This is a genomic window from Leeia sp. (genome assembly GCF_041909055.1).
Taxonomy (GTDB): Bacteria; Pseudomonadota; Gammaproteobacteria; order Burkholderiales; family Leeiaceae; genus Leeia; species Leeia aquatica.
In genome coordinates, this window is the sequence record NZ_JAYREC010000001.1 from 970,563 (window position 1) to 991,536 (window position 20,974).

Consider the following 20,974-nt stretch of genomic DNA (forward strand, 5'->3'; position numbering starts at 1 on the left):
CCGATGGTCGGCTATGCAAACATCAACAATTGTCAAAAAAGCCTTACACGCGCGGAGAGTGACCGTGACCCAGGACGCCCTGATTGCCGATATTCACGCTTATAGTGAATGGCGAGAACAGATTGCCAAGTCCATTCTGCAGTTTCAACGCTGGTTAATGGGCCAGGAGTTGCATGACGCCCAGATGGCCTTGCGGATTGACCAGCTGCTGGGCCGCTTGCGCGATGACAAACTGAATATCGCCTTTGTGGCCGAGTTCTCGCGCGGCAAATCCGAGCTGATCAACGCCATCTTCTTTGCCGGCTATGGCCAGCGCATCCTGCCCTCATCCGCAGGCCGCACCACCATGTGCCCGACCGAGCTGATGTATGACCCGGCACGCCCGGTGGCCATTCAGCTGCTGCCCATCGAAACCCGTGGCACCAATACCAATACCGCAGAGTACAAGCGTTACCCGGACGAGTGGCGCACCATTCCGTTGGACCTGGCCTCTCCGGAAAGCATGATGTCGGCCTTCCAGCGCGTGGGCGAAACCAAGCGCGTTCCGCTGGATGTCGCCAAGCGCTTCGGCCTGTTCAACGAAGAGGATGAGGACAATCTGCTGACGGTACACGCTGACGGTACCACCGATATCCCGTGCTGGCGCCACGCCATCATCAATTTCCCGCATCCGCTGCTGGAGCAGGGGGTGGTGATTCTGGATACGCCTGGGCTGAATGCCATCGGTGCCGAACCGGAGCTGACGCTGTCCTTGCTGCCCTCCGCCCATGCGGTGGTGTTCATCCTGGGTGCGGATACCGGTGTCACCAAATCTGACCTCGACATCTGGAAGGAGTACCTGTCCGGCGGGGCGCACCATACCGGACGTATTGTGGTGTTGAACAAGATCGACGGCCTGTGGGATTCGCTAAAGAGCGACAGTGAAATCGAAGGCGAAATCAACAAGCAGGTGAAGGACTCCGCCGCTCTGCTGGGGCTGAAAACCCAGCAAGTGTTCCCGATTTCAGCCCAGAAAGGCCTAGTCGCCAAAATCAACGACGACGCCCCGCTGCTGGCCAAAAGCCGCCTGCAGGCGCTGGAACGTGCCATCGCTGATGGCCTGATCCCGTCCAAGCAGGACATCGTGCGTGATACCACTCAGGGCGAGATCGAGAGCATGGTACTGGATGTGCGCCATATCCTGCATGCGCGCCGCTCCGGCATTGATGAGCAACTGGGTGAGCTGGGCGAACTCAAAGGCAAGAACCGCGAAACCATCCTGCAGATGCTGGACAAGATCGCGGCCGAGAAAGCCCGCTTCGAGAAAGGTCTGGCTCAGTTCCAGGCCCTGCGCAGTGTCTTCTCGCAGCAGACCAATGTGCTGTTTGGGCACCTGGGCAAGGACAGCCTGAAAAAGGAAATCCGCAAGGTGCGGGAAGCCATGCAAAGCAGCATGCTGTCGTCCGGCCTGGCCAATGCCATGAATCAGCTGTTCCGCTCCATCAACGAGCGGGTCACCCGTGCCGGTGAGCAGGTCACCGAGATTCAGGCCATGATGGGCGGCATGTACCAGAAATTCAGCCAGGAACACGGCTTGGCCAAGGTAACCCCGCCGCCGTTCTCGACCTTGAAGTATCACAAGGAAATCCATCGGCTAGAAAAGGTGTATCGCGCCCACTTCTCCGGGCTCGGCACCATGCTGACCACCCACAAAGCCACGCTGACGCAGAAGTTCTTTGAAACCATTGCCAACAACGTGGTGTATGTATTCGATATCGCCAACCGTGATGTGGAAAACTGGCTGAAGGCCATCATGGCACCGATGGAGACCCAGGTACGGGAACATCAGCTGCAACTGCGTCGCCGCCTGGAGAACGTCAAGCGCATTCATCAGGCTACCGATACCCTGGAAGCCCGTATCGGCGAACTGAACGAGGTGGAGAGCAGCATCCAACAACAGCTGGCTGAGCTGGACCGCCAGTCACGCGAGATTTATCAGACCATCAGCCAGGATGCCAGCGAGCGCGTCGGTCGCGCGGCCTGACCCTGCACATTGACAAGCCGCAGGTGCACCCCACCTGTGGCTTGCTACTTTTCGGTTTCAGCCTGTCTTTGGCTTGTCGGCCGCATACTCGTTCAGCGCCCGCGTGAATGAATCTTCACCCCTGTCACATGTCCATTCACACAATTGTCATATACAATCGCTAACTTGTAAGCCATACCGCCATCAGGAGACGTGCCATGTTTGGAGCAGCAGATCCCCGTAGCGCTGCCACCGCAGGCAAGCAAGCGTTGCGGTTGTGCTTTGCCGACAGCGAAGATGATGTCCGCGAAGCGCAGCGCCTGCGCTTTGAAGTGTTCGTAGAGGAAATGGGCGCCCATGTGCCGAACGCCGCCAGCGGCCTCGACCAGGATCTGTTCGACCCCTACTGTGACCACCTGATGGTGCGCGCGGGTCCGGAAGACCGTGTCGTCGGTACCTACCGCATCCTGCGCCCGGAAGCCGCCAAGCAGATTGGCAGCTACTACTCGGAAACCGAATTCGACCTGACCCGTCTGCACCACATTCGTGGACAGCTGGTAGAACTGGGCCGCTCCTGCGTGCACGCCGATTTCCGTTCCGGTGGGGTCATCACCCTGCTGTGGGCGGGGCTGGCTGACTATATGGCGCGCCACCGTTACGAATACCTGATGGGCTGTGCCAGCATGAGCATGGCCGATGGTGGCCATATGGCCGCCAACATCTACGCCTCCTTGAGTGAGAGCCATCTGGCCCCGGTGGAATGGCGTGTTACCCCGCGCTGCCCGCTGCCGCTGGAAGCACTGCGTGAGCCACTGCCGCTGGAGATTCCGCCGCTGCTCAAGGGCTATATGCGCGCTGGTGCCTACATCTGTGGCGATCCGGCCTGGGACCCGGACTTCAACACGGCAGATCTGCCGCTGCTGTTGCCGATGTCACGCCTGAACCCGCGTTACGCCCGCCATTTCATGGCCGCTGCCGCCTGAGGCGACAAGGACGGGCATGCCGTTTGACAGCCACAACACTGGTCAAGCGGCAAGCCCGGCCCGTATACTCTCGGGGATGAGTTTCCTGCACCCTGCGGCCCGGACCTTCTGGCCGGTCCGGATCTGGCGTTTATTCCGATTGCTGTGCCATCTGCTGAGCGGCATGCTGGAGATCCGTCGCCATTTCGCCCACGCCAGCCCACAGGAGCGCCAGCAGCGCATCCAGCGCTGGTCGCGTGAGATGCTGCAAGTCATGGGCATCCGCCTGCGCATCAAGGGTACGCCGCCGCTGTCACCGCCTCCCAATACCCTGTGGGTCTGCAATCACATTTCCTGGCTGGATATTTTCATCATCAACGCGATGGTGCCCTGCCGCTTTGTGGCCAAGGCCGATGTCGAAGGCTGGCCGTTGGTGGGCTGGCTGTGCAAGCATGCAGGCACGCTGTTCATCAAGCGGGGTGACCGCCGTGACATGATGCGGATGAATGAGGACATGACTCGCCTGTTGCAGGACGGTGAAACCTTGGGCTTCTTCCCGGAGGGGACCACCAGCGACGGTACGTCCGTGCTGCCGTTTACCGCGTCACTGCTCAATGCCGTTACCCTGAGCGAGGGCGATCTGCGACCGGTGGCCTTGCGGTACCGCACCGAGGATGATCAGCCGAGCGCGGCCGCCACCTATATTGGCGAAACGTCTCTGCTGCAATCCATGTGGCAACTGGCTTCTGCCAAAGTGCTGGTGGCCGAGCTGACCTTGTTGCCTTCCATGAACGCGGCCCATGTGAACCGCCGCGAGCTGGCGAGCCAGGCCCATCAGCAGATTCGTGACGTGATCGAGCGGGACCCCGCCACCTAGTCGGCCCCCCCGGCAGGCGATGCTTCAATCCTGCGCCACAGGCCGGGCATCGGGAAAGTCGGCGCCGGACTGCTGAAACACCATGCGGTCTGGCAGCCGCAATGCGGTGAGCATGCCGCCCCACACGCAGCCACTGTCCAGCGCCAGCACATCGGGCCGCAACATCAGGCCCAATGCCGACCAATGCCCGCACACGATAGTCTCGCCTGCACTGCGTCGCCCCGGCACCTCAAACCAGGATTGCAATCCGGCCGGTGCGCCTTCACGCTCGCCTTTGTACTTGAAGTCAATGTCCCCCGCTGCGGTCACAAACCGCAGCCGGGTCATGCCATTGACGATCACCCGCAAGCGATCCATGCCTTGCAGGTGATCGTCCCAGTGGCCGGGCTTGTTGCCCCATAGCGCCCCGAGGAACGACCGCCAGTCCGGGCCTTGCAATGCAGCCTCCACTTCGGCGGACAGCTCTACCGCCTGCCGGGTGCTCCAGGCGGGCAGCAAACCGGCATGCACCACCAGCGCCTCCCCTTCGCGCCTTGCCAGCGGCTGATGGCGCAACCAGTGCAGCAACTCATCCCGGTCCGGCGCGGCCAGTACTGCGTCCAGCGTATCGTCGGCCTTGGCGCGGACAAAGCCTTCGGCCAGTGCCAGCAGGAAGAGATCGTGGTTGCCCAGTACCACCCGTGCCCGCTCACCCAGCCCTTTGATGAAGCGCAGGGTTTCCAGTGAGCCCAGCCCCCGGTTGACCAGATCGCCGACAAACACCAGCTCGTCCTGCGCCGGGTCGAATGCCAGCTGCTCCAGCAGTTTCCGCAGGGCCGCGTAGCAGCCCTGTACATCGCCAATTGCATAACACGCCATGCTGTCTTTTACTCCATCTCCGACGCGCGGCAAGCATAGCAGGCCGAAGCCCATTACAATAGCGGCTCGCTGGTTTTTCCGTCTGGTTCCCCATGCAGTTGTCCCACCTCAATCCGCCGCAACGTGAGGCCGTCAAATATCTGGATGGCCCGCTGCTGGTCCTTGCCGGTGCCGGTAGTGGCAAGACGCGGGTGATCACGCAGAAGATCGCCTACCTGATCGAAGAATGCGGCATGCAGGGCCGCAATATCGCCGCCATCACCTTTACCAACAAAGCAGCGCGGGAAATGCAGGAGCGAGTGGCACAGCTGGTCTCCGGCAAGAGCGCACGCGGCCTGATCATCAGCACCTTCCACTCACTGGGCCTGCAATTGCTCAGACAGGAATCGCGCCATATCGGCTATAAGCCCAACTTCTCCATTCTGGATGCAGCAGATGCGGGCAAGATCATCTCGGATGCGCTCGGCACCACCGACAAGCAACTGATCCGCAGCACACAGAGCCTGATCTCCAACTGGAAGAACGCCCTCACCGACCCGGACCATGCCATCCTGCAGGCGACCGTCGATGCCGGGGTGCACGCTGCCAAGGTGTACCGTGCCTACCAGGACACCTTGCAAGCCTATCAGGCGCTGGATTTTGATGACCTGATCCGCCTGCCAGTCGAACTGTTCCGCCAGCGTCCGGACATCGCATCACAATGGCAGGATCGCCTGCGCTACCTGCTGGTCGACGAGTATCAGGATACCAATGCCTGCCAGTACACCCTGCTCAAGCAGCTGACGGGCAGCCGCGGCCAGTTCACCGCGGTGGGCGACGATGACCAGGCCATCTACGCCTGGCGTGGCGCCGACATTGAAAACCTGAAAAACCTGCAGCGCGACTTCCCCAAGCTGCATGTGATCAAGCTGGAGCAGAACTACCGCTCCTCGGTGCGCATCCTCAAGGCCGCCAATACCCTGATCGCCAACAACCCCAAGCTGTTCGAGAAAACCTTGTGGAGTGAGCATGGTCTGGGCGAGCAAATCCAGATCGTGTCGACCAAGGACGAAGAGCACGAGGCGGAAACCGTCGCCACCCGGCTGCAGGCACACAAATTCGAGGCCCGCACCCGCTTTGCCGACTATGCCATCCTGTACCGCGGCAACCATCAGGCCCGTATTCTGGAGCAGGCGCTGCGCAACCACCGCATCCCCTATGTGATGAGTGGCGGACAGAGTTTTTTTGACCGCGCCGAGATCAAGGACATCCTCAGCTACCTGCGACTATTGGCCAACCCGGACGATGATCCGGCCTTCATCCGCGCCGCCACCACGCCCAAGCGGGGGATTGGCAACCAGACGCTGGAAAAGCTGGGCAGCTATGCGGCAGAGCGCCACCTCAGCCTGTTTGCTGCCGTGTTTGAAACCGGCATGGAGCAGCAGCTGGCGAGCAAGCAGTACGATACGCTGCACCTGTTCGGCGACTTTATCAACCGCCTGCAATGGCGTGCCGAGCGCGAGCCCGCCTCGGTGGTTCTACAAGACCTGCTGACCGCCATTGACTACGAAACCTGGCTGTTTGACTCTGAAGAGCAGCGCGCTGCCGAGCAGAAGTGGAAAAACGTGCAGGATTTCGTCGGCTGGATCAACCGCAAGAGCGATGATCCGGAGCTGGACAAACCGCCGACGCTGGTTGAGCTGACCCAAAAGATCGCACTCATTACCATGCTCGAAGGCCGCGAGGATGAAGAACCAGATGCGGTGAAACTCTCTACCCTGCACGCCAGCAAGGGGCTGGAGTACCCGCATGTGTTTCTGGTGGGGGTGGAAGAAGACATTCTGCCCCATCGTGAAAGCGTGGACACCGGCAAGATCGAGGAAGAACGCCGCCTGATGTATGTCGGCATCACCCGCGCCCAGCGCAGCCTGACCCTGACCTATGCACTCAAGCGCAAGCGTGCCGGGGAATGGCAGGTGATCCAGCCCTCCCGTTTCATCAACGAAATGGGCAGTGACGACCTGTGGTTTGCAGGCCGTCCCGTCACCGACAAGGCCGCCGCCAAGGCACGCGGCACCGAGCGGCTGGCCGGGCTGATGGCGATGTTGAAAAAACCGGATGCCGAATGAAGAGCCGGGCTAGGCCCGCCCGGACCAGAGCCGTCGCAGCCCGTGCGTCAGCATCAACCCGCTCACGTAGAGAATCAGTAGCACCGCGGGCCACGGCCCCAGCCACTCGGTCAGCCAGAGCAGCCACTGGCCTCGGTGGCTTCCGGTCAAGGTCGCCTGCCCGGTTGCCAGCGCCCAGGCAAAATAAGCTGCCCATCCGCCCGGCAAAGTCATGAGCGCTCCGATCAGGCGTTGGCTCACCGGTTTGCCTGATCGTCGCTGTTCGGCATGGGCGCGTAACAGAAACGTCATCAGGAAAAGATAAGCGAAGAAACTGCTCATCCCCAGGAAGGGCAGCAGCTGAAAGGGCGAATGAAAAAGGGCTGGTAAAACCAGCCCATAGAGGAGCGCAATCAAGGCCAGTAGCAAGATACTGATGACGCGCATCACTTAGCCTTGAGCCAACCCCGCCTTCGTGTATCCGGACGGGGTGGCACTACCACTTACTGTGCTTGCGACAGCATGTAATCCACAGCGGCCTTGACTTCTTCGTCCTTCAGGCCAGCATTGCCGCCCTTGGCCGGCATGGCATTGAAGCCTGCCAGTGCGTGCTGGTACAGCGTATCCTTGCCTTGCTTGGCGCGCGGTGCCCAGGCAGCCTTGTCACCCAGCTTGGGGGCATTGGGCATGGCGCCACTGTGGCACGCGGTACAGGTGGTCGAGAAAATGGCCTTGCCGTCCACTGCGGCGGCAGCCGGGGCTGCAGCAGGCGCGGTTGACGCTGCGGCGGCCGGAGCAGAGGCTGCTGCACCGGAGGCCGGGGCTTCCGCACCCTTGACGCCCGGCTCAGTAAACTTGCCACCCGCAGCATTGCCCATATAGGCCACAGCACGGCGGATTTCATCGTCCGTCAGGTCGGCTGCGCCGCCCTTGGCCGGCATACCCTTGAAGCCCTTGATGGCATGATCGGACAGAACATCAAAGCCTTGCGCAATGCGCGGCGCCCAAGCAGCAGCATCACCAAACTTGGGCGAGCCCGCCAGGCCATCCTTGTGACAGGAGAAGCAAATGCTCTCCGTTACCTGCTTGCCCGTGTGCATGCCCGGCGCCACGATTTCACCGGCGTTGACCTCACCTGCCGGACGCACGCGTGCGGCAACCGCTTCCTTGGTCATGGTGGCCGGGTCAGGCTGGCTTTCGTTGATACTGGTACTCAACTTGGCAATCAGAATGCCCGCAATGATCGGCACGGCGAAACCTGCCGCCACCAGACCCACCAGTTGCTTCGGACTCATTGAATTATTATCTGCACTCATGCTTGCCCAACCCTGTTCAAACATAAAAATTAGCGGCGATTATACGGCATTTGCCCCTGTCCGCGACAAAAAACGTGGACGGATGATCAGAAAATCGCTATTCTAGCGCCCTCTGCTGTCCATGCACCCGTAGCTCAGTTGGATAGAGTGTCAGTTTCCGAAGCTGAAGGTCACAGGTTCGATTCCTGTCGGGTGCGCCACCACATTCCAGTAATATTGCTACGCCAGTATAGCCCGATCCCCTTAGCTTGCCAGTGATACGGCTTGGGGAGTGCTTGCATATGACTACGGATCTGCTTTAATCCGAATGTCACCCCTTCGCCGCACACCGCCTCACCTTACATCAAGGAGCGGACCATGAAACTCTCTCACCGCCTGTTACTATTGACCCTGTTTAGCCTGCTGGGCTTGCTGCTGCTGGGGGCAGTTTCGCTCTATCTAAGCCGCCAGGGCCTGCTTGCAGAAAAACATGCTCAGATTGAGCAACTGCTGCAGATTGCAGAGAGCGTAGTCAGCCAGCAGGCGCAACTGGCAGCAGAAGGAAAGATACCTGAAGCCGAGGCCAAAAAGCAGGCTCTGCTGGCCCTGGCCAGTGCCCATGCCAAAGACGGTTACTACTTTGTGCGGGACAGTGGCAACTTCATGCTGTACCACCCGGACACCAAGCGCATCGGCAAGTATGATGACGGCGGCAAACGGCCCGATGGCAAAACCTCTGTAGAGGTTTATGCCGAAGCGCTGGCCACCGAGCACTATGCCAAGGTGGTGGTCACCGCCAGCCGCAAGGGCAGCAAAGAAGAGTATCCCAAACTCAATGGCGTGGTCCGGGTCCAGCCCTGGGGATGGGTCATCGGTACCGGGTTTTTCATTGATGACATTGACGCCACTTTTTGGCGTCAGGCCAGCCTGCTGCTGGGATTGATCCTCTTCGGCATGCTGGCAGTCGGCGGGCTGGCCTGGCGGCTCTCCCGCAGCATCCTTCACTCGCTCGGCGGTGATCCCGCCCACGCTGCGCACGTGGTCAAAGCCATCGCCGAAGGGGACTTGACCCAGCACATTGCCGCAGACGTCCCTGCTGACAGCCTACTGGGGAGCATGCGCAGCATGCTGCAAAACCTGCTCACCATGGTCAGCGACATTCGCGCCAGCAGCCTCGAGATTGAGCACAACGGCAACACCCTCCAGCAGCACATGGTGCAACTGAAGCAGCGCTCCCAACAAGCCAGTGCGGCAACCACATCCGCCGCCACAGCCATCGAGGAACTTTCCGCCAGTATTGACCATGTCTCGAGCAATGCCCGCGCCACGGAGTCCGATGCGCATACGACGTCGGAAGAAGCGGCCAGTGGCAGCAAACTGACCGAGGAAGCCCGCCACAGCATTACACAGATTGCCAGCCAGATCACCTCCGTCAACCAGCACATGCAGTCCCTGACAGAGCGCACCCGCAATATCAGCGGCATCGCTGGCACGATCCGCGAAATCGCCAACCAGACCAACCTGCTGGCCCTCAATGCCGCGATTGAAGCGGCACGCGCCGGTGAAACCGGCCGTGGCTTTGCCGTCGTGGCCGATGAAGTGCGCAAGCTGGCAGAGCGCACCGCCGTGGCCACCGATGAAATCGCCACCATCGTGCAGGCCGTCGTGCAAGATACCAGTACGGTCTCCGACCAGGTTCAGGCCATTGGCCCCACCGTGTCCGATGGCGTCACCCGCATCCACGATGCCTCCCAGTCGCTGCAAGCCATCAACGCTCGAGCACATGCATCACTGGATCGCTTCCGTGCCGTTGCCCAAGCCATGGACGAGCAAAGCAAAGCCGGGGGGCACCTGGCGGGTAATGTGGAAGAAGTGGTCAGTGTCGTGGAAAGTGCCCAAGCCTCCGCCGAGCACGCCATGCTGCAGGCCCAAGCCATACATCAGTGTGCCGTCAAATTGCAGGCCAGTGTCAACCGCTTCCGGACCCGCGAGAACTAACATGGCCGTATCACGCCGCCTGATGGCAGCAGGTCTGGCATTGGCTTTCAGCACCTGCGCCGGGGCCAGTGCACTGCGCACCGCGGCCCAGGAAGAATCCTTCCCCAAGTTCCAGCAGCAGGGCGAGCGATGGATCGGCTATTGCGTAGACCTGTTCCGCGCACTGGAACGGGTCACACCGGGCCTGACAATTGTAGGTGACCAGCAGCCCTTGCCGCTCAAGCGCATCATCCTCGAAGTTGCCTCCGGGCAACTTGACCTGGCTTGTGGTCTGCTGGATACCGCCGAACGGCGGGCCATGCTGCGCTATGCCCAGCCGGCGCTATATGAAGTCCGTTACTATCTGGCCGTCCGCAAAGACGATCGGGTATCGGTCCGTCATTGGAAGGACGTCCTGGCGCTGGGCCAAGACAATATCATCCTGGTCAACTATGGCAGTGGCGCGGTAGATCGCCTGAAACAAATCCCCAACTTGCAGCTTGATACACTGGCGGGCAGCACGGAAAACAATCTGCTCAAGCTGTTGGCCAAGCGGGGCCGCTTCTTTTACTACCGGGAACCTGGGCTGTCCCAAGCGCTGAAAGCCACGAAACTGGACAAGCGCATCCGTGTTTTGCCGAACACCATGGACATCACGACGTTCCATCTGGTGCTCAACCCCAATCTGCCACCGGAGCAAATTCGGCAGCTGGAGGAGGGACTGACCCGACTCAAACAGGATGGCACCCTGAACAAGCTGGACCTGCAGTGGAACCAGCTCACCCAGACAAGACACTGACCCAGCGCAGCAAAACGGCAAGACAACGGGCTGGCGCACATTCCCTCCAGTGGAGTATGCAAGCCATAGCCATTCTCTTGCCCTTCCCCCGGAAGCGTATCGGTTCAAGGCCGCCTCTGCGACACGGCTACCTCCTACTGTGACATCGTCAGTCAGCCAGATTTGCAGGCATTGAATACGATCAGCAGAAAAACCACTCCGCGACGGACTCAGTACTGAAGAAGGCTGCGCGCCAGCAAGGCGGCGGTGGCCTCAGCAGAACCCTCACCCGCCAGCACAACCGCAATCCAAACTTGTTGCTCCGGTATCCAGGCTACCAGGGCTTGGGCGCCGGGGGTGCCACCACTATGCCCGAGCCAGGTCTGCACCCGTCCTGCGCCCAGCGGGGCCTCATAGCGCATGACACCGCGGCCATAGAACAGACGGGGCTCAAACATGGGGTGCATGCGCTCAAACAGGCGTGACGCTGGGAAGTGCTTCCAGAAGCGTTGCTGCAGAATGGCTTGCCACAGCTTGAGCATATCATCCGGGCTGCCGACCAGCGCCCCGGCCCCTTGCGGCCAGCCTGGCTGGATGACCGGACCGGACGCCGACAGCAAGGGTGCCACATCCGGTGGCAATTCGTCTGGCTGCAACACCTGCAAGCTGCTTGGCCCCAAAACCTTTTGTAGCTCAGCGTTGGCATAGTGGGCATAGGATTCACCACTCATGTGCTCCAGCAAAGCACTCAACTGCTGGTAGCCGGTATTGGAGTAGTACCAGCCGGAGCCCGGGCAAAATTGCCGACCTCGCTGCAATGCACGCTGCAACACCAGCTCAGGACGTACTGCGCCGGGATGCTGGCGATAATCCGGGTCTTCGTTATAGCTGGTCAGGCCGGACACATGTCGCAGCAGGTGATCCACCGTTACGTCGGGCAGCGAAAACGCGGGCATCAGCTGCTGTACCGGGGTTTCCAGCGGCAGCTGGTTCGCTTCCAGTTGCCGGATGACCAGCGCGGCTGGTCAGCATTTTGCCAACGCTCGCCCAGTAGTAACGCGGGTAGGTCAGTTCTCCATTCCGTATCCGGCTGGACGACCAGTGCGCCGCCCCCTGCAGGACACTCACACGAATAGAACGGGCCTGAAGATGCGCCCAAGCCGTATCCAGCGCCTGCTCCAGTTGCACCACGGTCTTTGCAGGGAACGGGCTTGTCCCATGCACGACCTGCGGCACGTCGGGCAGGGCATAGCGGGTGGCGGGTTGTCCGTCAGCGACCACAGCAGGGCAATCCAGCGCGGCTGCCTGGGCCCAGCCCCACATCAACACCATCAGGCACACCCAGCGCATATCCCCTCCCGGCAGCGTGAGCCACGCAGACTACAACGCCAAGCTGAAGACCCGCTTAAACCCCTTGGGGAGTACCGGCTGCGCGCGTACGCCGCACAAACAGGATGGCCGAGACATACAGCCCGCAAGACAGCACCACTTCCAGCAGGGCCAGCTGTTGTGACAGACCACGGTCACCCCAGCCGCGCATCACCCCTTCGATGAAGTACAGCAGGACAAACATGGTCATCCATTTGTAGGTATACATCCGCCCGCGCAGGATGCCGAACAGCGGCACCAGCAGCGGCAATACCTTCAGCACCAGCCAGGAACCACCGGGGCGCAGCGGGGCCAGCCACAGCTCCCAGGCCAGGCTCAGGGCGATCAAGCCCAGCAGGCAGACATTGCATGTCCAGTACGCAGCTCGCATGTCACGCCCCCAGCTTCAAGGCGGTTTCCGCCAGACGGCGACCCAAGGCTTGTGCCAGCTGCTGTTCGTGGACTGAGAGCGCCGTCTGGTTATCCAGCCCGGTGACATGGCTGGCACCATAGGGGGTGCCGCCATCGCGGGTGGCGCTGAGCGCCGCCTCGGTGAAGGGCACGCCCAGCAGCAGCATGCCATGATGCAGCAGCGGCAACATCATAGACAGCAAGGTCGATTCCTGCCCGCCATGCTGGGTGGTGCTGCTGGTAAATACCGCCGCCGGCTTGCCCACCAGCGCGCCGTTTTGCCACAGTGCACTGCTGCTGTCGAGGAAGTACTTGACCGGTGCAGCCATATTGCCAAAGCGGGTAGGGCTCCCCAGCGCCAAACCATCGCAGTGCCGCAAATCGTCCAGCGTCACATAGGGTGCGCCTTGTTCCGGCACGGCAGGTTCCACCGCCTCACACACCGTCGATACCCGTGGCACGGTGCGCAGTTTGGCCCGCGCACCCGGCACGCTGTCCACGCCGCGTGCAATCTGTTGCGCCAAAGCCCGTACTGAGCCATGCACGCTGTAATACAGCACCAGAATTTCCGCCACCGTGGTACCCCTGATCGTCACAATGGGGGTTATTATAGCGGACCCTCCCGTGTTACCGGATGCCGTCATGCCTTTGCGCGACCTGATTCCAGCCCGAGTCATCAGCCTGCTCAGCTTCACCCGCTTTCTCGGTCAGCGGGTGGTGGAGGGTCGCTGCCTGCAGGTGGCGGGTAGCCTCAGCTTTACCACTTTGCTGGCGCTGGTCCCCTTTGTCACCATCGCCCTGGCCTTGCTGGCACCGTTTGAGGTATTTGAGCGGGTCAGCACCCAGTTCAAGACCTTCCTGCTGACCAATCTGGTGCCGGATACCGCCGGGCGCATCATTACCGTTTACATGCGGCAGTTTACCGACAATGCCGAGCGTTTGACGGTGATGGGCATCATCGTGCTGGCGATCACCGCCATCATGCTGATCTCGACCATCGACCGGGCCTTTACCGCCATCTGGCAAACCGCACACCGCCGCCCCTTCTGGCAGCGATTGATGCTGTACTGGACCATCCTGACGCTGGCACCGATCCTGATTGGCCTGTCGCTGTCCCTGGTCGACCAGCTGTTTGCCTTGCTGCCGGACTTCAAGCGCTCGCTGAACTGGCTGGAGAATCTGCTCAAGCTGGGGCTACGCACCACGCTGGGCGTGATGACCTTTGCCCTGCTGTTCCACTTTGCCCCCAACCGGCAAGTGCCGTGGCGGCATGCTGTGCTCGGCGGCCTGTTCACCGGTATTTCGTTTGAGCTGCTGCGCTCCGGCTTTGCCATCTACGTCAAGAAACTGGCCGGTTACAAGCTGGTGTATGGTGCCTTCGCCGCCTTGCCGATTTTTCTGGTCTGGCTCTATCTGCTGTGGAGTCTGGTGCTGGTCGGTGCCACGCTGACCGCCAGCCTGAGCTACTGGCGTGCCGGCGCCTGGCGCACCCGCCGCGGTATTGGCCGTGAATTCCAGGAGGCGTTGCGCATCTTGCAGCTGCTGCATCAGGCACACGGCAAGGGCGTACCACAAACCACGGAGCAGATTCGACATCACCTCGGCAATGGCATGGGTGACGTATCGCAGCTGATGATCCGCCTGGAGCGCAAAGGTTGGGTGTTGCGCCTGGCAAACCACCGCTGGGTATTGGGGCAGGAGCTGGACCAGATCAGCTTGCTGCAGCTCTACCGCGCCTTGATCTGGGATACCGGCCAGGCCGGGCGGCTGGCCCAAAAGGATGACGCCGTGAATCTGGCGCTGCGCCCCCTGTTGCAACACCTCGACCAGCAGCTAGAGCTTAGCGTGGCTGATTTGTTGCAGCAGGGAGGAGAAGCACTGGACAAGCTGCCTGCACCGGAAACCGCTGCAACCCCCTGAACCGGCATACGCGGCCTTGGGCTGCGGCAGAGCGGACCCAGCATCAGCTGATGATCCCGCCCTGCCGCCTCTGACTAAAACAGGTCTTAGCCGAGCTTGACCAATTGAGCCTGCAATTGCGTCAGCGTATGGTTGAATGCCGCCAGGCGCTCCTGCTCCTGCGCCACAACCGCCGCCGGAGCGCGCTCCACAAAGGAGGCATTGCCCAGCTTGGCATTGGCCTTGGCCACTTCACCTTGCAAGCGGTCAATCTCCTTGCCCAGCCGTGCCTTCTCTGCCTCACGGTCGATCTCGACCTTCAGCATCAGCCGTGCGCCGCCGGCCACCTGCACCGGAGCATCCGCTTCCGGCAACGCGTCGACCCGCTGCACCTCAGACAATTTACCCAGCAGCGCCAGATAAGGCACCAAAACATCCAGCTGAGCGTCGCCTTCCAGATAGAGGGGCACACGAACCGCATCACTCATGCCCATGCTGATACGCAGACTGCGGCAGGCATTTACCTGCGCCTTCAAGTCATCCATCTTTGCCATGCAGGTGGCGTCGACCTTGCTCAGGTCAGCGACCGGCCACGGTGCCAGCATCAGTGAGGCTGCGTGTGGCTCTCCGCGCAGCGGCACCACCTTCTGCCACAGCTCTTCGGTAATGAAGGGCATGATCGGGTGCAGCAGGCGCAGTGTCACTTCCAGCACGCGCAGCAGGGTGCGGCGGGTGGCACGTTGCGCTGCCTCATCCCCTTTCAGCTGTACCTTGGCCAGTTCCAGATACCAGTCGCAGTACTCATACCAGACAAAGTCGTACAGCGCCTGTGCCGCCAGATCGAAGCGATAGGTATCAAACGCCTCGGTTACCGCCTGCTCCACCTGCTGCAGGCGACCGATGATCCAGTGGTCGACAAAGCTGTACTGCAGCGGCAGGCTGCTGTCCGCACCGCAGTCCTTGCCTTCGGTGTTCATCAGCACGAAGCGGGTGGCATTCCACAGCTTGTTGCAGAAATTGCGGTACCCTTCGGCACGCTTGAAGTCAAAATTGATATTGCGACCCAGCGTGGCATAGCTGGCCATGGTAAAGCGCAGCGCATCCGCACCGTAAGCCGGGATGCCCTCCGGGAAATCCTTGCGGGTTTTAGCGGCCACCTCCGGCGCGGTTTCCGGGCGACGCAGACCGGTGGTGCGCTTCTCCAGCAACGGCTCCAGTGCGATGCCCTGAATCAGGTCCACCGGATCGATCACGTTGCCTTCGGACTTCGACATCTTGCGGCCATCGCTGTCGCGCACCATGCCGTGGATGTAAACGTCGCGGAACGGTACCTTGCCGGTGAAGTGGGTGGTGAACATGATCATCCGCGCCACCCAGAAGAAGATGATCTCGTAACCGGTCACCAGTACCGAGGATGGCAGGAACTGCTGCAGCTGCGGTGTTGCCTCCGGCCAGCCCAGCGTCGAGAACGGCAGCATGCCGGCACTGAACCAGGTATCCAGCACGTCCGGATCGCGGCGCAAGGCCTGGCCACCGGCTTGTTGGCGGGCTTCTTCCTCACTGCGGGCGACATAGATGTTGCCCGCCTCGTCGAACCACGCCGGAATCTGGTGTCCCCACCACAGCTGGCGGGACAGGGTCCAGTCCTGGATATTGTTCATCCACTGGTTGTAGGTGTTCACCCAGTTTTCCGGGATGAAACGCACCTGGCCGCTTTCCACCGCATCGCGCGCCTTTTGCGCAATGCTCTTGCCGGTGGGGTCATCCTTGGCCACCGCATTCATTGCCATGAACCACTGGTCGGTCAGCATCGGCTCAATCACCGAGCCGGTACGGTCACCGCGTGGCACCATTAGTTTGTGCGGCTTGATTTCAACCAGGGCACCGCAGTCTTTCAGGTCGGCCACGATGCGTTTGCGTGCCTCAGCACGGTCCAGCCCGGCGTAAGCCGCCGGCAAGGGGTCACGACGCAGCAGCTGACCGTCAAAGCTGTAGACTTCGGCCTCGGCCAGCATCACCGCGTGCAGGTCCATCACGCTGACCAGCTCGGTCTGATGCCGCTTGCCCAGCTGATAATCGTTGAAATCGTGGGCCGGGGTGATCTTCACGCAGCCCGTACCGAAGCTGGCGTCGGCATAATCATCGGCCAGCACCGGAATCTGCCGCCCCACCAGCGGCAGGGTCAGCATCTTGCCGATCAGGTGCCGGTAGCGCTCGTCTTCCGGGTTCACCGCTACCGCCACGTCGCCCAGCATGGTTTCCGGACGGGTGGTGGCCACCACCAGCGCTTCATCGCTGCCAGTCACCGGGTAGCGGATCAGCCACATATGGCCATCCTCTTCCTCGCTGACCACTTCGAGGTCAGACACGGCGGTGAGCAGCTTCGGGTCCCAGTTCACCAGGCGCTTGCCACGGTAGATCAGACCTTGCTCATACAGGCGGACAAAGGCCTCGGTCACCAGACGGGAGCGGGTCTCGTCCATGGTGAAGTATTCCTGCGACCAGTCTACCGAGCAGCCGACACGGCGCATCTGTTCGGTAATGGTGCCGCCGGACTGCGCCTTCCACTCCCACACCTTGTCGATGAAGGCATCCCGGCCCAGGTCATGGCGGGACACGCCTTGCACGCCCAGCTGGCGCTCCACCACAATCTGGGTGGCAATGCCCGCGTGGTCGGTACCCGGCACCCACAGGGTATTGTCGCCCTTCATACGGTGGTAGCGGGTCAGGCCATCCATGATGGTCTGGTTGAACGCATGGCCCATGTGCAGGGTACCGGTGACGTTCGGCGGCGGCAGCTGGATGCAGAATGACGGTGTGTCGGCCTGCATGCCCGGGCGGAAATAATCCTGCTGCGCCCAGTGGGCGTACCAACGGCGTTCGATGTCGCCCGGTTCAAAGCTTTTGGCGAGTTCCATAGGAATTGGCGTTCAATATCAATGACGAATGCGCCATTATACCTGAAGCCCATGCCCGGTAGCGCCAGCCGCACGCGGTCCGCGCAGGCTTACGATCCGGAAGCAGGATCGTGTGGTGTGGATTGGGCAGCCAGCCGCTGTTCTACCTTGTGCTGCAGCTCGTCACGCCAGTCCGCCAGCAGCTGATCGGACACCTTGTCGGTCACGGTTTTCATCAGCCCACCGATTTGCAAGCCCAGCTGCGCCCGGACCAGGGCCGCAATGCGTGGTGCCAGCCCGGCCATCACTTCATCCACCAGTTCGGCCACCCATTGCTCACGCTCATGCGCGGGCGGCAGGGGTGTATCCGCCTCGTCATGCTCGATCATCAACTCCGTCAGCACCGGGATGTCGACAATCGGTGCTGGCGCAGGCTCGGGAGGCTCCGCCATGATCGGCTCGCTGTCCCTTGCCAAGTCCTCGGCAACCACAACGGGCGCCGCTGCCTCTGCCAGCACATCCTCCAGCTCCAGCTCCCACACCGGCTCAACCTCAGGCGCAGCCTCCAGAGCCAACACGGGTTCCACCGGCGACTCATCCACACCATCAGTGGCGGGCAGTGCTTCCGGAGGCGCCTCTTCGACGTGCGCCAATTCCGGGGGCGGAGCACTTTCAACCGGCAACAGGTCGGGGGCCGCTGCCACAGGGGTCGGCGGGGCCGTCACCGGAGTGACCACCGGGGCAGATACCCATTCCTCAGGGATATCCAGCTCCAGCGGTTGCAAATGCAGCTCGGCATCTTCCCACTGCAGCTCCAGCACCGTGGTCGCCTCAAGATCCACCCGGGAGGGCAATACCGGTGGCGTCACCACGGGTGCCACGCTGACCGGCGCCATCGGCTCGGCCTGAGCTAAGCTGGTCGCCTTTGGCGCCTCGGCACTGAGCACCGGCACATCCAGATCCAGCATCACCTCCAGTTCTGGCGGGCGCTCTGGCAACAGCAGGCGCTGGCGGTCACTGACCGGCGGTGCATCCGGGTCCAGCAGCGAGGGGAAATCACGCGATTTCGGGCGAATCACCGGCTTGGGGAGCGGGCGGGTCTCCGCCGGTGGCGCAACCGGCTCCACCGGCTCCGTCAGCACCGGAAAAGGCGCGCGCGTGGGCCGGTGCCGGCTGAGCAGGGCATCCATCTTGTCCAGCACTGGCGGGCGGCTAGGCTCACCGTTGGGCAAGTCGGGATCAGGTGGTTCTATCATGCATCACTCCCCAGCACATGATGCTGCAAGGGGTAGCCATGCTCCCGATAGTAACGGAAGCGGGTACGGCAGCGTAGCTGGTCGGCCTCATCTTCACCGACCATTTCTACCAGCCGGGCAAAACGGGCAAACGGCAGCGGGGTGTCCTGGCTGAAATTTACCAATACGTCATAATGCGGCAAATCCCCGTCCTGCGACAAGCCCGCATAAGCCAGCAACAGTGGAGAATCTGCCGCCGCAGGCTCGTCCACACGACTGTGCGCCACAAAACTGGTCGGTTGGCGGGTCCACAGCTGGTGGCTGCAGTGTTGCAACGCCACCACGTCGTCGAACCAGAACATTACCCGCCATTGTCGGGTGTAGGCTTTCTGGCACAAGCGCAAGGCAAACCCCAGTTTGTCCGCCACCGGGGAATAAAAATCCACCTGCGTCATGCCAGCGCCTGCAAGTCCTGCCACATTTCGCGCAGCATGGTCGAGCGTGCCCGTTCGCCATCGTGCAGCATGATGTAATCGACCTGACCATCCTGTTCACGACGTTGCAGGCAGAATACGCTATGGCGGCGGCGGAAATGCAAAGTGACCATCTGGTCGCGCCGCTCGGTACGAACCAGATGGAACAGGCGCTGTTCAGCGATGGCGGCGTACAACGCCGCCAGCCGCTCCTGCACCTGTGAAGGGGTGGGTGTACTCATTCAGCCTTTCTTGCTCTTGGTCTGGGCACGCTGGCGCAGGAAGTTCACCAGCAGCGGCACCGGGCGACCGGTTGCACCCTTGGCCGGGCCACTCTTCCAGGCGGTACCGGCAATATCCAGGTGCGCCCATTTGTACGCCTTGGTATAGCGGTTGAGGAACATGGCTGCCGTCACACTGCCACCGGCACGGCTGCCCACGTTGGCCATATCGGCAAAATTGCTCTTCAGCGCGTCGTCGTATTCCGCCTGCACCGGCATGCGCCAGGCCCAGTCGCGGGTGGCACTGGCGGATGCCAGCAACTCATTGGCCAGATCATCGTCATTGGCAAACAGGCCGGTATTGATGTGGCCCAGCGCAATCACGCAGGCACCGGTCAGGGTGGCGATGTCGATCACCGCGGCCGGATCAAAACGCTCCACATACGTCAGTGCGTCGCACAGAATCAGGCGACCTTCGGCATCCGTATTCAGGATTTCGATGGTCTGGCCAGACATGGAGGTGACGATGTCACTCGGCTTGCTGGCATTGCCGGCCGGCATGTTTTCCGCCGCCACCACCACGCCGATCACATTGATCGGCAGCTGGGCTTCGCTCACCGCTTTCATCACCCCCAGCACCGTGCCGGCACCGCACATGTCGTACTTCATTTCGTCCATGCCTTCGCCTGGCTTCAGAGAAATACCGCCAGAGTCAAAGGTGATACCCTTGCCCACCAGCACCACCGGCTTGTCTTTCTTGCCGCCACCGCTGTACTTCAGCACTACCAGACGCGGCGGCACCACGCTGCCCTTGGCAACGGACAACAGCGAGCCCATGCCCAGCTTTTCCATGTCGGCGGTTTCCAACACTTCAACCGACAGACTGTACTGCTGCGCCAGCTCTTGTGCCACACCCGCCAGATAGGACGGGGTGCACACATTCGGCGGCATATTGCCCAGATCCTTGGTCAGGTTGACGCCGGCCGACACAGCCTGACCCAGACGCAGCCCTTGTTCCGCGGCAGCTACGTCCTTCTTGCCGACAAAGAAATGCAGGGCGTGCAGGTTCTGGCGGTTTTCCGCCGGCTTGCTCTTGAACTGGTCAAAGCGATAGCGTGCGCTGGCCAGCAACAGCATGGCTTGCTGCAGGGCCATGCCTGCGTCCGCCGCTTCTTCGCTGAGGAACACCGCCGCGTCACGACTGCCGGATTCCAGCAGCGCAGCGAAGGCCGCGCTCAGTCCGTCCAGCAGATCCTTGTCGGACACTTGCTTGCTGTCCTTGCCCAGCCCAACCAGCAGCACGCGGGTCGCAGCCACATTGGCCAGGCCCCGCAGCAGCAGGCTGCTACCGGCCTTGCCGCTGATATCGCCATCAGCCAGCGCTGCCTTCAGCGCACCGCCACTGGCCGTGTCCACCGCCTTGGCAGCCGCACTCAGCTTGCCGTCTTCAAACACCCCCACCACCACGCAACCCACGGCCTGTTTATCCGCTGCACCGGTTTTTATGCTAAATTCCATTGCCTTTGTCCTCGATTGGTCAGAGTTACGGGAGGTCCTGCAGATCAGTGCGGGTGTATCATGCCACCCGCCGGGTCCGGCCCTGCCCTTTATTATGCGTGCCGTTGTTGCCCAGG

At 61.4% G+C, this 20,974-nt stretch carries 18 protein-coding genes and 1 tRNA gene; 8 read left to right on the top strand and 11 right to left on the bottom strand.

All coding sequences use genetic code 11. The annotated features are described in order from the left end of the window. The first annotated feature begins 64 nt into the window (after window positions 1-64). From ACE3O2_RS05300 to ACE3O2_RS05310, 3 genes are all read left to right on the top strand, one after another. A complete protein-coding gene (locus ACE3O2_RS05300; RefSeq protein WP_374335389.1) occupies window positions 65-2,023 on the top strand; it encodes a dynamin family protein in 1,959 nt (652 codons plus the stop codon). Window positions 2,024-2,220: 197 nt separating this feature from the next. Then, window positions 2,221-2,985 carry a GNAT family N-acetyltransferase gene (locus ACE3O2_RS05305; RefSeq protein ID WP_374335391.1) on the top strand — a complete coding sequence of 255 codons (765 nt, stop codon included), beginning with the start codon at window positions 2,221-2,223 and terminating at the stop codon, window positions 2,983-2,985. Window positions 2,986-3,148: 163 nt separating this feature from the next. After that, window positions 3,149-3,841, top strand: coding sequence for a lysophospholipid acyltransferase family protein (locus ACE3O2_RS05310; RefSeq protein ID WP_374335393.1), 693 nt, complete (start codon window positions 3,149-3,151; stop codon window positions 3,839-3,841). A 24-nt stretch (window positions 3,842-3,865) separates the two neighbouring features. On the opposite strand, the gene ACE3O2_RS05315 is transcribed toward ACE3O2_RS05310, so the two are convergent. Continuing rightward, window positions 3,866-4,699, bottom strand: coding sequence for a symmetrical bis(5'-nucleosyl)-tetraphosphatase (locus ACE3O2_RS05315; RefSeq protein ID WP_374335395.1), 834 nt, complete (start codon window positions 4,697-4,699; stop codon window positions 3,866-3,868). Window positions 4,700-4,791: 92 nt separating this feature from the next. On the opposite strand from ACE3O2_RS05315, the gene ACE3O2_RS05320 reads away from it, so the two are divergent. Then, on the top strand, window positions 4,792-6,807 hold the full coding sequence (locus ACE3O2_RS05320) for a UvrD-helicase domain-containing protein (RefSeq protein ID WP_374335398.1): 2,016 nt from the start codon (window positions 4,792-4,794) through the stop codon (window positions 6,805-6,807). 9 nt (window positions 6,808-6,816) lie between these two features. On the opposite strand, the gene ACE3O2_RS05325 is transcribed toward ACE3O2_RS05320, so the two are convergent. Together ACE3O2_RS05325 and ACE3O2_RS05330 are read right to left on the bottom strand one after the other, a co-directional pair. Then, entirely contained in the window at window positions 6,817-7,233 is a 417-nt protein-coding gene (locus tag ACE3O2_RS05325; RefSeq protein WP_374335400.1) for a hypothetical protein, read from the bottom strand. A gap of 56 nt (window positions 7,234-7,289) precedes the next feature. Beyond that, complete coding sequence (locus tag ACE3O2_RS05330; RefSeq protein WP_374335402.1) at window positions 7,290-8,081, bottom strand: cytochrome c5 family protein; 792 nt, start codon at window positions 8,079-8,081, stop codon at window positions 7,290-7,292. A 144-nt stretch (window positions 8,082-8,225) separates the two neighbouring features. Between ACE3O2_RS05330 and ACE3O2_RS05335 the strand changes: the two genes are divergently transcribed. From ACE3O2_RS05335 to ACE3O2_RS05345, 3 genes are all read left to right on the top strand, one after another. After that, window positions 8,226-8,302: transfer RNA gene (locus ACE3O2_RS05335), tRNA-Arg, on the top strand. A 157-nt stretch (window positions 8,303-8,459) separates the two neighbouring features. Further along, window positions 8,460-10,079, top strand: a complete 1,620-nt coding sequence (locus tag ACE3O2_RS05340; protein WP_374335404.1) for a methyl-accepting chemotaxis protein — start codon at window positions 8,460-8,462, stop codon at window positions 10,077-10,079. A gap of 1 nt (window position 10,080) precedes the next feature. Further along, entirely contained in the window at window positions 10,081-10,857 is a 777-nt protein-coding gene (locus ACE3O2_RS05345) for a substrate-binding periplasmic protein (protein WP_374335406.1), read from the top strand. A 209-nt stretch (window positions 10,858-11,066) separates the two neighbouring features. Here ACE3O2_RS05345 and ACE3O2_RS05350 read toward each other — a convergent pair whose 3' ends face one another. The 3 genes from ACE3O2_RS05350 to wrbA form a co-directional block, all read right to left on the bottom strand. Continuing rightward, window positions 11,067-11,852 (bottom strand): serine hydrolase domain-containing protein, encoded by a 786-nt coding sequence (locus ACE3O2_RS05350; RefSeq protein WP_374335551.1) that lies wholly within the window; start codon window positions 11,850-11,852, stop codon window positions 11,067-11,069. A gap of 389 nt (window positions 11,853-12,241) precedes the next feature. Continuing rightward, window positions 12,242-12,595, bottom strand: a complete 354-nt coding sequence (locus ACE3O2_RS05355) for a DUF2069 domain-containing protein (RefSeq protein WP_374335408.1) — start codon at window positions 12,593-12,595, stop codon at window positions 12,242-12,244. Window position 12,596: 1 nt separating this feature from the next. Then, window positions 12,597-13,190 carry an NAD(P)H:quinone oxidoreductase gene (gene wrbA, locus ACE3O2_RS05360; RefSeq protein ID WP_374335410.1) on the bottom strand — a complete coding sequence of 198 codons (594 nt, stop codon included), beginning with the start codon at window positions 13,188-13,190 and terminating at the stop codon, window positions 12,597-12,599. A 67-nt stretch (window positions 13,191-13,257) separates the two neighbouring features. Between wrbA and ACE3O2_RS05365 the strand changes: the two genes are divergently transcribed. Continuing rightward, window positions 13,258-14,535: a YihY family inner membrane protein gene (locus ACE3O2_RS05365; protein ID WP_168876791.1), complete on the top strand. Its 1,278-nt coding sequence runs from the start codon at window positions 13,258-13,260 to the stop codon at window positions 14,533-14,535. An 86-nt stretch (window positions 14,536-14,621) separates the two neighbouring features. Here ACE3O2_RS05365 and ACE3O2_RS05370 read toward each other — a convergent pair whose 3' ends face one another. The 5 genes from ACE3O2_RS05370 to ACE3O2_RS05390 form a co-directional block, all read right to left on the bottom strand. After that, window positions 14,622-17,432 carry a valine--tRNA ligase gene (locus ACE3O2_RS05370; RefSeq protein WP_374335413.1) on the bottom strand — a complete coding sequence of 937 codons (2,811 nt, stop codon included), beginning with the start codon at window positions 17,430-17,432 and terminating at the stop codon, window positions 14,622-14,624. 89 nt (window positions 17,433-17,521) lie between these two features. Further along, window positions 17,522-18,667 carry a hypothetical protein gene (locus ACE3O2_RS05375; protein WP_374335415.1) on the bottom strand — a complete coding sequence of 382 codons (1,146 nt, stop codon included), beginning with the start codon at window positions 18,665-18,667 and terminating at the stop codon, window positions 17,522-17,524. Further along, window positions 18,664-19,101 carry a DNA polymerase III subunit chi gene (locus tag ACE3O2_RS05380; RefSeq protein ID WP_374335417.1) on the bottom strand — a complete coding sequence of 146 codons (438 nt, stop codon included), beginning with the start codon at window positions 19,099-19,101 and terminating at the stop codon, window positions 18,664-18,666. Before ACE3O2_RS05380 ends, ACE3O2_RS05375 begins: the two co-directional genes overlap by 4 nt. Next, a complete protein-coding gene (locus tag ACE3O2_RS05385; RefSeq protein ID WP_168876795.1) occupies window positions 19,098-19,361 on the bottom strand; it encodes a hypothetical protein in 264 nt (87 codons plus the stop codon). Before ACE3O2_RS05385 ends, ACE3O2_RS05380 begins: the two co-directional genes overlap by 4 nt. Then, window positions 19,362-20,858, bottom strand: a complete 1,497-nt coding sequence (locus tag ACE3O2_RS05390) for a leucyl aminopeptidase (protein WP_168876796.1) — start codon at window positions 20,856-20,858, stop codon at window positions 19,362-19,364. Window positions 20,859-20,974 lie beyond the last annotated feature (116 nt).

Excerpts from the sequence above, each read along its gene's own strand:
- ACE3O2_RS05305 (WP_374335391.1), top strand. The coding sequence starts at position 2,221 with ATGTTTGGAGCAGCAGATCCCCGTAGCGCTGCCACCGCAGGCAAGCAA.
- ACE3O2_RS05310 (WP_374335393.1), top strand. The coding sequence starts at position 3,149 with ATGCTGGAGATCCGTCGCCATTTCGCCCACGCCAGCCCACAGGAGCGC.
- ACE3O2_RS05315 (WP_374335395.1), bottom strand. The coding sequence starts at position 4,699 with ATGGCGTGTTATGCAATTGGCGATGTACAGGGCTGCTACGCGGCCCTG.
- ACE3O2_RS05320 (WP_374335398.1), top strand. The coding sequence starts at position 4,792 with ATGCAGTTGTCCCACCTCAATCCGCCGCAACGTGAGGCCGTCAAATAT.
- ACE3O2_RS05325 (WP_374335400.1), bottom strand. The coding sequence starts at position 7,233 with ATGCGCGTCATCAGTATCTTGCTACTGGCCTTGATTGCGCTCCTCTAT.
- ACE3O2_RS05330 (WP_374335402.1), bottom strand. The coding sequence starts at position 8,081 with ATGAGTCCGAAGCAACTGGTGGGTCTGGTGGCGGCAGGTTTCGCCGTG.
- ACE3O2_RS05340 (WP_374335404.1), top strand. The coding sequence starts at position 8,460 with ATGAAACTCTCTCACCGCCTGTTACTATTGACCCTGTTTAGCCTGCTG.
- ACE3O2_RS05345 (WP_374335406.1), top strand. The coding sequence starts at position 10,081 with ATGGCCGTATCACGCCGCCTGATGGCAGCAGGTCTGGCATTGGCTTTC.
- ACE3O2_RS05355 (WP_374335408.1), bottom strand. The coding sequence starts at position 12,595 with ATGCGAGCTGCGTACTGGACATGCAATGTCTGCCTGCTGGGCTTGATC.
- ACE3O2_RS05365 (WP_168876791.1), top strand. The coding sequence starts at position 13,258 with ATGCCTTTGCGCGACCTGATTCCAGCCCGAGTCATCAGCCTGCTCAGC.
- ACE3O2_RS05370 (WP_374335413.1), bottom strand. The coding sequence starts at position 17,432 with ATGGAACTCGCCAAAAGCTTTGAACCGGGCGACATCGAACGCCGTTGG.
- ACE3O2_RS05375 (WP_374335415.1), bottom strand. The coding sequence starts at position 18,667 with ATGATAGAACCACCTGATCCCGACTTGCCCAACGGTGAGCCTAGCCGC.
- ACE3O2_RS05380 (WP_374335417.1), bottom strand. The coding sequence starts at position 19,101 with ATGACGCAGGTGGATTTTTATTCCCCGGTGGCGGACAAACTGGGGTTT.
- ACE3O2_RS05385 (WP_168876795.1), bottom strand. The coding sequence starts at position 19,361 with ATGAGTACACCCACCCCTTCACAGGTGCAGGAGCGGCTGGCGGCGTTG.
- ACE3O2_RS05390 (WP_168876796.1), bottom strand. The coding sequence starts at position 20,858 with ATGGAATTTAGCATAAAAACCGGTGCAGCGGATAAACAGGCCGTGGGT.